Raw genomic sequence first — 13,789 nt, 5'->3', positions numbered from 1 at the left:
TGAAGCCTCACCAGCAAACACGGTAATTGAATTTAATAACTCCATGAGAAACAGTTCTTATGATAACTCTCTTTTTTATCGCAGCACAGAAAGAAATTATACAACCGCTGAAAAACATCGGATTTGGTTAGATCTGGTTTCTGAAACCCTAGGTGTGAATAGAATTCTAGTTGGTTATGTGGATGGAGCTACCATGGAAAGAGATCGTATGTACGATGCTAGAACCTCTGTGAAATCTTCCCAATTATTATATTCTTTAATTGGAGAGGAACCATTTATTATTCAAGGTAGAAGTTTGCCATTTGTCGATACAGATGCCGTGCCATTAGGAGTAAATATTGTTTCGCAAGGAACTTATAATTTTGCCATTGCCTATATAGATGGATTGTTCGAAACTGAAAATCAAATCATTTATATAAAAGATAATTTATTAGGGTTGGTTCATAATTTAAATGAGACGCCTTACTCTTTTACTTCAGACATTGGTGAATTCAACAACCGTTTTGAATTGGTGTTTAAAGACTCCTTCTTATCTATAGATGACAACGAAATTTCAGCCAACCAAGTATCTATTATTGAACATACCAATGGAGACGTACAATTTACGGTACCTAATAATCAGGAGATAAAATCTGTTGAGATTATCGATTTATTAGGTCGCACTATTTATAAGCTGAAAGGAAACAGTTCTTCAGAAACTTATGATTTATCTAATTTAAGTCAGGCTACTTATATTGCTAAGATTACCTTAGCTAATGGGTATGTTGTTAGCAAGAAGGCTGTGAAGCGAAAATAAATAGCCCATCCAACCCTCCCTAAGGGGAGGACTTTTTGTGAACGTGATATTTATTGTTAGTTAAGGGTGACTTGTGAGCTACCGATTATATGAAATTGAAATTGAAGTTGAAATTGAAGTTGAAGTTGAAGTTGAAGTTGAAATCGAAGTGGGCTGCCTTAATACAAACTTTATACTACGAACTACCAGCTATGTGAAGTTGAAGTTGAAATTGAAATCGAAGTGGGGTGCATTAATACAAACTGTAAGATACGAACTACCAGCTATATGAAGTTGAAATTGAATTTGAAGTTGAAATCGACGGGACGGCCTTAATACAAACTTTATACTACGAACTACCAGCTAAATGAAGTTGAAGTTGAAGTTGAAGTTGAAATTGAAATCGACGGGACGGCATTAATACAAACTGTAAGCTACGAACTACCAGCTATATGAAGTTGAAATCGAAGTTGAAGTTGAAATCGAAAAGGAAATCGATGGCATTGATACACTGTAAACTACTAACCAATGACTACCAACCAACTACAAACTATACATCAAGGACAGAATGAAGTTTCTGCCTGGGGAGGCGATTCCTGAGGAATAGGTTTTATAGCGTTGGTCTGTGATGTTTTCTAAACTGGCCGTGATGGTCGCTGCTTTTGTAATTTGATATTGGGTTCTAAGATTTAACGTGAACCAGGATGGGGCGTATGGATTTCCATTAGCGTCCAAGGCATACATATAGTCTTTTTCCTGTTCGGAAGGTGCCATTTGATAAAAGGACAATTCGCTGTTGTATTCCGCAAAGGCATCTACCAAAAACTTATCCTTTTGCCAAATAAAATGGGTGTTTCCAAAATTAGGAGATACGTGTCTTACTGGAATTTCCTTACCATTATCTTCTTCTTTTCCTCCTGTAACATTGTATTGGGAGGTTACTTTAAAGTGTTTTGACAAATTGATGCGCACGCCAGCTTCAAACCCATAAACCCGAGCTTCGGACGCATTTTGAACCGCTTGTACATGGCTTAATTCGCCATCGTACATAATTTCGGTTTCGCCATTTAAGCTGTAGTCTTTTCTAACCAAGGCCTGATCTAGAAAGGTGTAATAAGTGGCTAGATTGACAATTACCACCGCATCGAAATTTAAGGTCAAGCCCAACTCGCCTCCATAGGCATATTCGGCTTTTAAATCTGGATTTGGTACCACAACAGAACCTGGTTCGGAATCGAAAACCTTCCCGATATCGTCTATATTTGGTGCTCTAAAAGCTGTTGAGAGATTAAACTTCCATTGCATGATGTCGTTTGGCAACCAACTAATTCCCGCCGAACCTGTTAGAGCTCCAAAATTTAAATCGGTTTCATTAAATGGCAAATCCAGATATTGGTTGTTTTCAGTAAAATCGGCATGCATTAAAATCTGATTGTAACGCAACCCCGATTGAAAGATAAATTGATCGCTTGGCTTAAACTTTACGCTGGTATAGGCTGCTATGGACTGCCAATTGGAGCCATTTGGATATCTAGAAACGGTGGGTTCGGTTTCATTGGTTACTATGTTTCGGATGTCGCCCGTAGATTTCACCTTATTATACACATATTCTACCCCATAAAACACTTCCGTTTTTGGGGAGAGGGATTTTTCGAAATCGGCGTTAAAAGAATAGGCATCCACTGCTTCCTCGCGAATGTCCTTGCTGGTTTTTTGATAGTTTCTATCGTTTCTACTTTCCTTGAAATTTTGATAGGCCAAGGTGGTTTGGATTTTATCGTAGAGATTGGAGCTGCTGCTTACTTTCGTCATTTGCAGATTTCCCATAAACCATTGTTGTGGGCCATAATACCATTCGGCAGAACGCAAATTAGCGCCTTTGTATCTGATTAGTCTGTCGTATCTTGAGTAATCGGAGGTGGTTGTGTAGATTAAACCCAAGTCGAAATTCAAATTCTCTCGAGGTTCAAAACGCACTTTTTGCATGAAGTTTAACTGCTTATAACCCGTTGGGATTTGCACTTTAGGATGGGCGTTTGGAACCATTTGGTCTTCGCCATTGGTTGTTACCACATATTCCGGTCGTAAATAATTATCTGGTCCGTGGCTTCCCATTCGCAAATCGTCGAAATCGGAATACGACACACTCGTTAAAAAAGCCCATTTTTCCAAGCCAATATTAAAATCCACATGGCCTGTTTTCTCCTTGTTTGCCGTAGCATATCTGGCCACCGCATTGGCTGAAACATAGCTGTTATCTGAGTAGGATACCTGTGGTTTTTTTGTGTAAAAACTCATCACGCCACCTATGGCATCGCTTCCATATACGACAGAGCCCGCGCCTAAAGTAATTTCGGTGTTTTGGATGACGAAGGGGTCGATAGAAATTACATTTTGAAGGTTTCCGCTTCTAAAGATGGCATTGTTCATTCGAACACCATCTACTGTAAGCAGCAATCTATTGGTTGAAAACCCTCTAATCATAGGACTTCCACCTCCAAGTTGGCTTTTCTGAATAAAGACATTTCCAGAACTTTCCAATAAATCGGCACTTGTTTGTGGATTGACCAATTGCATTTTCTGAGCATCGATACTGATAATTTTTTGAGGGATGTCGCGTTTGCTTTGTTCGAATCGTGACGCCGAAATAACCACTTCATCCAGGCCTTCAATTTTAGCTTCCATCAAAATAATGTGATTCAAGGCGGTCAATTTAGACTTGTTGGTTTTTACTAGGATATGAATTGCGTCTTCAAAGAAAATAGTTTCGGAGTCTGAAAACGCAGCTAAAGACGCTTTTCCATCAAAATCCGTCAGGAGCGTGGTGCTTTTGGTTTGATTGTAAATAGAAACTCCTGGAATGGGCAAACGGGATTCGCTTTCCAAGACCTGAATGTTTTGGGCTTGTGAAAGCGTTATAACAAAAAGCCCTAGAAAAAGGGACAGAACATGTTTCATACTGGTTAATTAAAAAATCACGAATTAAATACTTGATTAAAAATCTCCAAAGATTGTGGTTTTCTAAACCCTTCCAAATGAAACTCAAAATACACTAGCATCATTTTTAAAAACGCTTGTCGTTGCTTTGAGCTCATTTTAATTGCATGTAACTCATCAAAACTTGTGCCTAAGAGCTGTTTAAGGAAGCTTATATTTTCACCAGAAATAGCGTATATATTTGTTTTGCTATTTTCGAAAGTTCCTTCCGTTATATTGAACCAATTCTCGTCGTTTTCGGCCATTTCCGGATAAAAACCCAGATGTTTGGTTAGTCGTAATAAAAAAAGCAGGTGAAAATTGGCGTACTCCGTATTGGTGTCGAGCCACTGTAAGCTAGATTCCAAATACCTGTAAAGATTTGGATTGACCTCCTCCTCTTTTAAGGTGCTGGAAAGCACTTCGGCCAAAAAAAACACGATGGAGCTTTTTAAGATATGGGTATGCAGGCTGGCATACATATAATGTGTTTTTACCTCTTTAACTTCCTGTAAGGATCTGTTGTTTTTGTGAAGGGCCACCAGTTGCAATTGGGACAAGAGTTGAAAATAGGCCGTTTTGGAACTTCCTTTTTTGGAGCTAGATACCTGTCTTAAAATATAACTGACCAGGCCATGTTTTTGGGTGTAGCACTTTACAATTAAATCGTTGTCCCTGTATTTAATTTTAGATAAAACAATGGCATTTGTGGTGGTTAGCATTATCTCACGATCATTAATTTGATCACTTTAGTTTCGAAGGTTTCTAAATCGGATAACATGATTAAATAGACCCCAGAAGCCACGGTATTGTTTCCTAGGTTTTTTCCATTCCAATAGGCTGTACCTCCATCAATCTCCAAATTATAGCCCTTATAACGCGAATTGGTTTTAGATTGGGCTTCGGCTACCAGATTGCCTTCAATGTCTGTAATTTTAATGTTCATGTTATCGGTTATCCCTCTAATCTTTACTTTTTTATCTGCCATATTAAAATCTGGCCGTACGGGATTCGGGAAAATAAACGCATTTTCTAGGGTTGCTGTTGTTTGTGAGCTACCAGAACCAAAGGAAACCAAACCATTTCGACTGGCGAAATATACATTTCCATTTACCTCGTCTATGGAGATATCGCCAATATCGTTACTTGGTAGTGGGGAGTTGTCCTTAGTAAAATGATAAATGGTTTTTTGACCATCGGCCGACAGATAAAAAACACCGGAACCAATTACAGAAATCCATTTGTTATTGGCGCCATCGACTTCGATATCGGATATAAACTGTTGATACATGAGTTCTTTGGGCACGTCGTCCTCCAAAATTATAATTGCTTGGACCTGGGGATTACTTTCAGTAAAAAAGTTTGCTGTACTATATAAAACACGTAATCCTTTACTGGTACCAATCCAGATTTGATTGCTTTTATCTATGGCAAGAGCAGTCACGTATTGGGTAGGCATGTTCTGACTCTCGTTCACGATGTTTTTAAAGATTCCATTTCCGGATATGTTTAAACCCACAATTCCGGCAATATAAGAACCGAAAAACACATTGCCAGACGGATCGAAAACAATATCAGAAAAACCTAAGTTTCCTGTTGGAGGATTGATAATTCCTGTTAAATCGTAAGAAGTCCATTGCCCATCCTTAAATCTATTTAAGGGCTTATTGACCCGTCCATTAGTAACCCAAAGCGATCCTTGGGAATCAAAATTGGAAGTTAATGTTAGGTGAAGATCTGCAGCAAACGGAACGATGGTACTGTTGTCTTGATTATAAAGTTCTATAATCTCATTATTTTGAACATCTATTAAACCCGAATAATAGGAACCCACATACACTTGGTCTGGATTAAATGGATTAATAGACATATTGGATAAGTGCAGGGGTCTAGTTATTACGGCGGCAATAGAATCGTAGGGCTTATTGATCCACTGTTCATTAACATAATGACTTAGGCCCGTATAAGGTATACCGCCATTAAAATTATAGGACGCTGAATAACCGCCAAATGTACACCATAGGTTACTGTTTCTAGTTTCGATGGAGAACACCCGATTCATTAAAGGACCATCGGGATGGATTTCATTGAAATTAGTTACATCGTTTAACTGGGTTTCCAAAATTCCAAATCCAGGTTTTCCTAGATTAACAATGTTTCTAGTTCCCACATAAACCTTGTTATTTTCTAAAATAGTGGCACAGAAAAATACGGTTGGATAGGTACTCACTTGGTTTACAACAGCTATTTCATTAAACCCTTCGTCATAAACAAAAACATGATCTTTAGTGGTTACCAATAAGTTATTATCCACACTAACCATGTCGGTTGGCAGAATTGGGTAGGTATTTAAACTTGTAAACACATCATTTTCATCAATTCCAAATAACACATTGTTGGTTTGAACTGTATATAGGTGATTATTTACTTCTTGAATGAATCTATAATTTCCGGAGCGTATTCTTTGCCATTCGTTAAAGTCGATTAGGTTTGGACTTGAAAGCCATGCTTTTCTTATTCCAGCACTATTTGTATCGCAGGCTGCATAAATATAGCCATTATAAACCGCTGTTTGGTTCACTTTTATTTGAGACCCACCATCGCCAATAAAATACGTGTCGCCAAATTCCAAGTATTGAAGATCGTAAACAGAGATGCCATAACTTGTAGACACATACACTAAATTATCAATTACATTAAAGTGGTTGATTCTTTTAATTTGAGGTGGAATGCTTGGTTTGTTCTTAATATCAACAATGGTTAACACGTCGCCATCATCTTCAAAAACTATTTCCATGAGCCCGTTTTCATAACCAATAAGCAACAGGCCATAGATTTGACTATAGTAAATGGTGGTAATCATTTCGCCAGACAAGCCATTTATGGTTGTAATTTGCTTCGTCTCTTTAGTTAACGTATCATAACTAAAAACAGCATTGTCTGCCGCCGCATATATTTTTGTATCGCCCCTAGTTACACTCTGAATATTTAAAAACGAAAAATGTCCTTTCCAGTTTTCAGAATAATCTTGACTTAAAACTATATTTGAGACTAGAAAAAGTGTCAAAAAAAGTAATAGCTTGTATTGGATTCTCTTCATTAAAATTAGGTGTTGTTTAAGCGTATAGTTTAAACCAAAAATACTATAATTTATTGTATTTTTGGTTTTATTAACTAGGCTTATTTCATGTTATTTAGCAGTCCGATATTTTTATTTTTATTCCTTCCGGCGGTTTTGCTTATCTATTTTTTAACGCCTAAAAGGTTTAAGAACTACACATTACTTGTGTTTAGTCTCTTCTTTTATACGTGGGGAGAAAAGGAATTGGTTGTATTGATACTTTTATCCACCTTGGTTGATTATACCAGCGGACTACTTATAAGTTACGGAAAAAGAAGGCTTGGTTTATACTTTTCCATTGGCTTTAATGTCTCTATTCTTTTATATTTTAAGTATGCTAATTTTATTTCAGGGAATTTAATAGGCGCCTTGGAATTTCTAAATATGAGTTCGGAAAACGCGCTTCAATTTTCAAATATTGCCTTGCCTTTAGGAATTAGCTTTTATACCTTTCAAACCATGTCGTACACCATAGATGTGTATCGAGGTCAAGTAAAAGCCTCCAAGAATTTTATTGATTTCGCAACCTATGTTACCTTATTTCCACAATTAATTGCCGGTCCTATTGTGAGATATGCCGTTATTGAGAAGGAATTAAAAAACAGAACTGTAACCACTTCTCTTTTCTATGAAGGGGTGGAGCGCTTTATTATTGGCCTATCTAAAAAAATGATTATTGCCAATAATTGTGCGCTATTAGCCGATGGTGTTTTTAATCTACCCGCATCCGAATCGTCCGCAATTATTGCCTGGCTGGGCATTATTGCTTATAGTTTTCAAATTTATTTTGATTTCTCCGGTTATTCCGATATGGCTATAGGATTAGGTAAGATGTTTGGTTTTAATTTTCCGGAAAACTTTAACTACCCATATATTGCCAAGTCTATCAGAGAGTTTTGGAGGCGTTGGCACATCACCCTTTCCACCTGGTTTAGAGATTATTTGTATATCTCCCTTGGCGGAAACAGAAAAGGACCTTGGCGCACCTATATTCATTTAATTATTGTTTTTTTTATTACAGGTTTGTGGCATGGTGCTAGTTGGACCTTTGTTTTTTGGGGCCTTTTCCATGGGATGTTTTTAATTATTGAACGTGTTTTAGAAAATAAACACTTAAAAGTACCAGCACTGCTTTCGCATGTTTATGTTATTTTTGTTCTAAATATATCCTGGGTATTTTTTAGAAGCGATACTATGGCCGATTCCTTCCAATATATTGCTACCATGTTTAATTTTTCACTTCAAACCAATATGGAATTTTTAAACTACTATTTAACAAAAGAACTTATTTTTGTATTGTTTGCAGCACTTATATTATCCACGCCCATTTACAAAAAAGTCATGTATTATACGACCCATTCAACCATGACATTCACTAATTACACCCTGTTTTCCCCGCTAAAATCCATAGGGCTTTTTATGTTATTGATTATTTGTTTCACGTATATCGCTACGGATTCTTATAACCCATTTATCTATTTCAGATTTTAATGAAGCACCAAAAAAACATAGGACAACTTATATTTATCATCCTTTTTTTAGTGATGCTCATAGCTCCTAATATGGTTATGTTATTTCATTTAGAAACTACTGAAAACAATGAAAACAGAGCTTTTAACTCCTTGCCCGATTTTAATTTAAAGCATCCGAAAGCGTTCCTGACACAATTTAAAAATTATTATCCGGAAAATTTTGGTTTGAAAACCACGCTTGTAAATAATTATATCGATTTTAAATTTGAGGTATTGAATGAAACACCTCTACCAAATAAAGTCGTAAAAGGTTTAAACGACTGGTATTTTCTTGGGAACAGTTATAACAACACCCTGGATAATGCTTTTGGAAACAATCCATTTAGCGCTAGCGAATTGAAGGACATTAGCAATAGGATTTTGGAAATTAAAAATTATCTAGCTGAAAAGAACATTGCTTTTTATGTGGTAGTACCCCCTAACAAAAACAGTATTTACAAAGCCTATTTACCGTTTAAGCTTAAACAACAGGAATCTAAATTAGATGGCCTAAAGATTTATTTAAAAACTACCATCGAATTTGAAATTATTGATTTAACGGAAGCCTTATTAGCAGAAAAAGATGAAAATCTGGTATATTTAAAAACCGATTCCCATTGGAACGATTATGGCGCTTTTATTGGTTATCAAGAAACGTTAAAGCGTTTGAACCAAGATTTCACGATTCCTACTGTGGCATTAACAGATTATCATTTAGAAGTTAAACCTGTGGCCCAAGGAGATATTATTAAAATGATTAATCTCGACATCGAAGAATCTGCTTTAACACTAACTAAAAAAACACCAACAAAAGCGAGATTAAAGACGCGCAACGTAGAAAATTATAACGTTATCCATACAGATAACCACTTAAATCTTTTTATGTATTACGATTCATTTTCCTATATCTGGATGCCTTATTTTAATGAAAGCTTTGGAAATATACACTATTTAAAAACCTATAGTATTAGCAAAAAACAATTGGAACAAGAAAAGCCAGATATGGTTATTTTCGAAATTGTTGAGCGAAATATTGATCTCCTTCTCGGTGAAAAAAGCTTTCTGGTAGACTAGACGGTTTGTTTAATTATCTCTTTTCTATTGACAATACAGCGACTTATAAAACCTAGTAAACATGACTCTAGAAAATCAATTATACTTGCCTTTTCTTCTAATTTATAGCTGAGTTAGTCTTGTTAAAAACATTATAGGACATGTGTTTTAGCTAGATGCTTTTTGTAGGAAACTTTAAAAAACACGAATCTATACAAGCTATATTATTCATTAAAAAAACCATCCCTTTGGCATTACATTTTATAGAAAATTAATAGTATTGTATTAATTTGTTAATTTGTACAACAAATATACATTATCTTTAAAAATTAATTGTTATTTTCTAATTTTCCGCAATACAACTTGTAGAATAAATTCATAGATTTATATCGTTAAAAAAAAAGAATCATCTTAATCGCTTCGTTTTAATTGATTTATTTGGTGGTTTGCTGTGTTTTTATATATTTGTTTAACATTATGCCTAATTATCGAATGCTTATATGCGCAATTTGAAACTGTTATCCGTATCCTTTCTCCTACTTGTTGGAACTCATTTTGGTTTCGCTCAACTTGGATTTTCACATGAAATTGGCGCAATAGTAGGCCCAGTTCAATTTAGATCAGATTATGGTGTTCGTCAAGACGAAGGCACGAACTTCGGGAATTCTGGTTATGGAATTGGTATTATCCACTATTTGAATTTTTCATATAGTGCTGAATGTGATTGCTATACTACAGACAGCTATTTTAACGATCATTTTAAATTACGAAGTGAAATTTCCTACAATCAAACGAAACTCGATCACCATGGGAAATGGGCTGAAGGGAGTTCTGAAGAAGCTGAAAAACTAAGAGCCCACACAGGGGAAGCCAATAACTTTGACATTGGGATGCAATTGGAATATTTTCCTTTAAGTATTCGTGATTTCCAAGCCTTTGCCTATCGTTTTGCTCCTTTTGTAAGTTTGGGAGTTCATTATACGGCCTACCGTCCAAAAGCAGCTACGTCTTTTGACGATCAAAATATTTTAAATGCAGATAATTTCTGGGGTGCTTGGGAACCTGGTTCTATCGATCCTTCTCCTGGTAGTACTTGGTCTGTAGTTTCTAGTCTTGGGGTGAGATATAAATTATCCAGGGATTCCGATTTGATGATGGACCTGAGGATGCAATACTTTGGCAACGATTGGATAGACGGCCTAAACCATCAATTAGATTCGAATAAACACAATGACTGGTTGATTTGGTTGAATTTTGGATATATCTATTACTTGGATTAAACCTTAAAACCAACATACAAAAAAACCCAAGAACATCTCTTGGGTTTTTTTGTTGCAATTAATTGATGGCCTGTTTTAAATCGGCAATTAAATCGTCTATATCTTCAATTCCAACACTCAATCTAATTAGTGAGTCCACGACTCCGGTTTTTTCACGCTCTTCTTTTGGAATGCTTGCATGCGTCATACTTGCTGGGTGTCCAGCCAAGGACTCGACTCCTCCTAAAGATTCCGCTAAGGTAAAAATCTTTAAATTTTCAACAATTCTAATCGCTTCTTTGTAATTATTTCCTTTGGTGCTAAATGAAATCATGCCTCCAAAATCGGACATTTGAGCTTTTGCAATTGCGTGGTTTGGATGGGTTTCAAAACCTGGCCAATACACCTTTTCGACTTTTGGATGTGCTGCCAAATATTCGGCTATGGCTTTTCCGTTTTCACAATGCCGCTGCATTCTAACATGAAGTGTTTTGATGCCTCGCAATACCAAAAAACTATCTTGAGGACCACAAACAGCACCGCTGGCATTTTGAATAAAATATAATTTATCTGCCAGTTCTTTATCTTTTACAATAAGTGCCCCCATAACCACATCGCTATGTCCCCCAAGGTACTTTGTGGCCGAATGCATTACGATGTCCGCACCTAAGTTTAAAGGCTGCTGCAAATAAGGCGTTGCAAAGGTGTTATCGACCGCTAAGAGCAGCTTGTGTTTTTTGGCAATCGTTGAACACGCTTTCATATCGATAATGTTCATCATTGGGTTGGTTGGGGTTTCTACCCAAAGCAGTTTTGTGTTTTCATTAATATACGCTTCGATATTATGAGCCTCATGCATGCCAATAAAATGAAACTTTATCCCGAATTTCTTATAAATTGCGGTGAACAACCTATAGGAACCCCCATACAAGTCGTTGGTTGAAATAACTTCATCCCCAGATTTTAGTAGCTTTAAAACGGCATCTATAGCTGCCAAGCCAGAACCAAAGGCCAAACCGTAGTTTCCGTTTTCTATACTAGCAAAGGCACTTTCCAAAGCGCTTCTAGTAGGATTATGGGTTCTTGAATACTCGTAGCCCTTATGTCCTCCAGGCGTTGTTTGTGCGTAGGTTGAGGTTTGATAAATTGGAGGCATGACAGATCCGTAAGCCGGATCGGGCTCTTGGCCTCCATGGATTGTTTTGGTGTTAAATTTCATTTGTACTAAAGTGTTTCTATTAATAAAAATGTGGTTTTAAAACCGTTTATACTTTTATCCATTTACTAAAAAAAAGCATAAAAAGTATTGTCACAAAGTTACCGTTTAATTCGGCGTATTCAAATACAATAACTACCTTTATCCTTATCTAAATCCTTATGTGCCATGCGCTTTAAAATTTTTGTTTATGCTGTTCTAGTTTCCTTGATTTCACAGACTTGTAAAGAGGAAAAACCTCTTGAGTTTAAAGAAATAAACAAGACCACTGCCACCAATAAACTGGTTGAAATAAACATTCCTGAAGCTACTGGTGATGATGCCGTTTCTAAGGCCATCAATACAGCTGTTGATCAATTAATTATCAACTCCTTAGGTATCGAAGAACTCGAAGGTTCTGCACCGAAAACAGTTTCGGAGAGCATCGATTTATTTAATGATGAATTCAATCGTTTTAAAGCCGATTTCCCAGATAGCGTTGTAGCTTGGGAAGCGCAAATTGATGGAGACGTTATGTATCAATCTCCGGATGTTATCTCCATCTCCCTAACCACTTATTTAAATACGGGAGGCGCACATGGCAATTTAGCCATCTCCTTTTTAAATTTTAATGCCCAAACCGGGAAACAGTTAAAAAACGAAGACTTATTTGAAGACTACCTAAGCTTCACCAATTTGGCGAAAACTTATTTCTATGAAGAAATTGCCGACAAGCGAGAACTATATTTTGAACCGGATAATTTTAAATTACCAGAAAATATTGGGTTTACCGAAGAGGGGGTTGTTTTACTTTTCAACGCTTACGAAATTGCTCCGTATTCCACTGGGATAACAGAAATACATATTCCTTGGAGCGAATTGCAAAGTTCTTTAAATTACCTATAAACACTTTTTTAAAGCCATAATATAGCCTAAATGAATGCCCTCGTGGAAGTTGTTGAAATCTATGGCTTCCTCCACAGTCGTGATAACACTTTTTGTAGTTACCGTGTACTCTGTATAGTTTTTAAATAACTTGTTGCCATAATCCTCCTGTGTTTTTTCGAGGGTAGAAAAAAGCAAACTTTTAATGGTATCGACCTCAGCTTGGGTCACATCACGCTCTGGTTTTGTGCCTTTTCTATACATCTCCACCAGGTTGTTTGGCACAAGCATGGGCAGACCAGACAAATTGTAAACCAATAATTGCTGGGTGACGATGGTGTGAGCCACATTCCAAATTATATTATTATTAAACCCTTTTGGCACTTTATTAAGTTCTTCCAAGCTATAGGTTTCTAAGAAATTTTTAAAAATAACTCTATTTTTTAAGGTGATATCAAACGCCCAATCCATGTTTTAAAATTTTGCTTAAAAGTAATTAATTTTCACTAAAAATGGGCGTTCTTTACGGGTGAAAAAATTTGTTCAACCCAAAAATATCACTCACTTTCGTGAGCAAAAAATGAAAAAGGTTTATTATTTAAAGACTTGCAGTACTTGTTTACGCATTTTAAAAGAATGGAATTTGCCATCGGATTTTGTTTTACAAGACATCAAAAATGAAGCGATTACGGTCAAACAATTAGAGGAAATGAATGCATTGGCTGGTTCTTACGAAGCTCTTTTTAGTAAACGTGCCAAACTTTACAAGGAGATGGATTTAAAAAACCAAGATTTAAAAGAATCTGATTACAAACAGTATATCTTAGAACATTACACTTTTTTGAGTCGTCCTGTCCTCGTTTTTGACGATCAGATATTTATTGGAAATTCTAGAAAAACCACCCAGGAAGCCAAAGAGGCCCTTCATGGATAGCACTAAGGCTCTTGACATTACCGTTCTGTTTATACGAAGCAGCCCTATATAATTGGTGAAGCCTAGTGCAGCAAGCCCCC

At 36.4% G+C, this 13,789-nt stretch carries 12 protein-coding genes; 7 read left to right on the top strand and 5 right to left on the bottom strand.

Annotated elements, in window-relative coordinates:
- Both VKY47_RS07580 and VKY47_RS07575 read left to right on the top strand, forming a co-directional pair.
- Positions 1–796: T9SS type A sorting domain-containing protein (locus tag VKY47_RS07580; RefSeq protein ID WP_324311716.1), on the top strand; the 796-nt coding region annotated here is incomplete at its 5' end.
- A 73-nt stretch (positions 797–869) separates the two neighbouring features.
- Entirely contained in the window at positions 870–1,067 is a 198-nt protein-coding gene (locus VKY47_RS07575; RefSeq protein ID WP_324311715.1) for a hypothetical protein, read from the top strand.
- A 251-nt stretch (positions 1,068–1,318) separates the two neighbouring features.
- On the opposite strand, the gene VKY47_RS07570 is transcribed toward VKY47_RS07575, so the two are convergent.
- From VKY47_RS07570 to porZ, 3 genes are read right to left on the bottom strand one after another with little or no spacing between them, the layout of a single operon-like run.
- Complete coding sequence (locus VKY47_RS07570; protein ID WP_324311713.1) at positions 1,319–3,733, bottom strand: TonB-dependent receptor plug domain-containing protein; 2,415 nt, start codon at positions 3,731–3,733, stop codon at positions 1,319–1,321.
- 17 nt (positions 3,734–3,750) lie between these two features.
- Positions 3,751–4,473 (bottom strand): DNA repair protein RecO, encoded by a 723-nt coding sequence (gene recO, locus VKY47_RS07565; protein WP_324311711.1) that lies wholly within the window; start codon positions 4,471–4,473, stop codon positions 3,751–3,753.
- Positions 4,473–6,851 (bottom strand): type IX secretion system anionic LPS delivery protein PorZ, encoded by a 2,379-nt coding sequence (gene porZ, locus VKY47_RS07560; RefSeq protein WP_324311709.1) that lies wholly within the window; start codon positions 6,849–6,851, stop codon positions 4,473–4,475. Before porZ ends, recO begins: the two co-directional genes overlap by 1 nt.
- 186 nt (positions 6,852–7,037) lie before the next feature.
- On the opposite strand from porZ, the gene VKY47_RS07555 reads away from it, so the two are divergent.
- The 3 genes from VKY47_RS07555 to VKY47_RS07545 all read left to right on the top strand — a co-directional run bounded on the left by VKY47_RS07555 (position 7,038) and on the right by VKY47_RS07545 (position 10,716).
- Positions 7,038–8,363 carry an MBOAT family O-acyltransferase gene (locus VKY47_RS07555; RefSeq protein WP_324311708.1) on the top strand — a complete coding sequence of 442 codons (1,326 nt, stop codon included), beginning with the start codon at positions 7,038–7,040 and terminating at the stop codon, positions 8,361–8,363.
- On the top strand, positions 8,363–9,457 hold the full coding sequence (locus VKY47_RS07550; protein WP_324311707.1) for an alginate O-acetyltransferase AlgX-related protein: 1,095 nt from the start codon (positions 8,363–8,365) through the stop codon (positions 9,455–9,457). Before VKY47_RS07555 ends, VKY47_RS07550 begins: the two co-directional genes overlap by 1 nt.
- Positions 9,458–9,936: 479 nt before the next feature.
- Positions 9,937–10,716, top strand: a complete 780-nt coding sequence (locus VKY47_RS07545; RefSeq protein ID WP_324311705.1) for a THC0290_0291 family protein — start codon at positions 9,937–9,939, stop codon at positions 10,714–10,716.
- 58 nt (positions 10,717–10,774) lie between these two features.
- Here the strand turns inward: VKY47_RS07545 and VKY47_RS07540 are convergent, their stop codons facing one another.
- Positions 10,775–11,914, bottom strand: a complete 1,140-nt coding sequence (locus VKY47_RS07540) for a cystathionine gamma-synthase (protein ID WP_324311703.1) — start codon at positions 11,912–11,914, stop codon at positions 10,775–10,777.
- Positions 11,915–12,079: 165 nt separating this feature from the next.
- Here VKY47_RS07540 and VKY47_RS07535 point away from each other — a divergent pair, with 165 nt between their 5' ends.
- The gene (locus tag VKY47_RS07535; RefSeq protein WP_324311702.1) at positions 12,080–12,796 is read left to right on the top strand and encodes a DUF3298 and DUF4163 domain-containing protein; all 717 of its coding nucleotides are present in this window, start codon (positions 12,080–12,082) and stop codon (positions 12,794–12,796) included.
- On the opposite strand, the gene VKY47_RS07530 is transcribed toward VKY47_RS07535, so the two are convergent.
- Entirely contained in the window at positions 12,791–13,246 is a 456-nt protein-coding gene (locus tag VKY47_RS07530; RefSeq protein WP_324311701.1) for a DinB family protein, read from the bottom strand. The genes VKY47_RS07535 and VKY47_RS07530 overlap by 6 nt on opposite strands.
- A gap of 109 nt (positions 13,247–13,355) precedes the next feature.
- Between VKY47_RS07530 and VKY47_RS07525 the strand changes: the two genes are divergently transcribed.
- The gene (locus VKY47_RS07525; RefSeq protein ID WP_324311699.1) at positions 13,356–13,709 is read left to right on the top strand and encodes an arsenate reductase family protein; all 354 of its coding nucleotides are present in this window, start codon (positions 13,356–13,358) and stop codon (positions 13,707–13,709) included.
- Positions 13,710–13,789: the final 80 nt, after the last annotated feature.

This window comes from Xanthomarina sp. (genome assembly GCF_035306705.1).
Classification (GTDB): Bacteria; Bacteroidota; Bacteroidia; order Flavobacteriales; family Flavobacteriaceae; genus Xanthomarina.
Note: the sequence above shows the minus strand (reverse complement) of the source record. Positions and strands in the feature narration are given on the sequence as shown.

Excerpts from the sequence above, each read along its gene's own strand:
- VKY47_RS07535 (WP_324311702.1), top strand. The coding sequence starts at position 12,080 with ATGCGCTTTAAAATTTTTGTTTATGCTGTTCTAGTTTCCTTGATTTCA.
- recO (WP_324311711.1), bottom strand. The coding sequence starts at position 4,473 with ATGCTAACCACCACAAATGCCATTGTTTTATCTAAAATTAAATACAGG.
- VKY47_RS07530 (WP_324311701.1), bottom strand. The coding sequence starts at position 13,246 with ATGGATTGGGCGTTTGATATCACCTTAAAAAATAGAGTTATTTTTAAA.
- porZ (WP_324311709.1), bottom strand. The coding sequence starts at position 6,851 with ATGAAGAGAATCCAATACAAGCTATTACTTTTTTTGACACTTTTTCTA.
- VKY47_RS07540 (WP_324311703.1), bottom strand. The coding sequence starts at position 11,914 with ATGAAATTTAACACCAAAACAATCCATGGAGGCCAAGAGCCCGATCCG.
- VKY47_RS07570 (WP_324311713.1), bottom strand. The coding sequence starts at position 3,733 with ATGAAACATGTTCTGTCCCTTTTTCTAGGGCTTTTTGTTATAACGCTT.
- VKY47_RS07545 (WP_324311705.1), top strand. The coding sequence starts at position 9,937 with ATGCGCAATTTGAAACTGTTATCCGTATCCTTTCTCCTACTTGTTGGA.
- VKY47_RS07525 (WP_324311699.1), top strand. The coding sequence starts at position 13,356 with ATGAAAAAGGTTTATTATTTAAAGACTTGCAGTACTTGTTTACGCATT.
- VKY47_RS07550 (WP_324311707.1), top strand. The coding sequence starts at position 8,363 with ATGAAGCACCAAAAAAACATAGGACAACTTATATTTATCATCCTTTTT.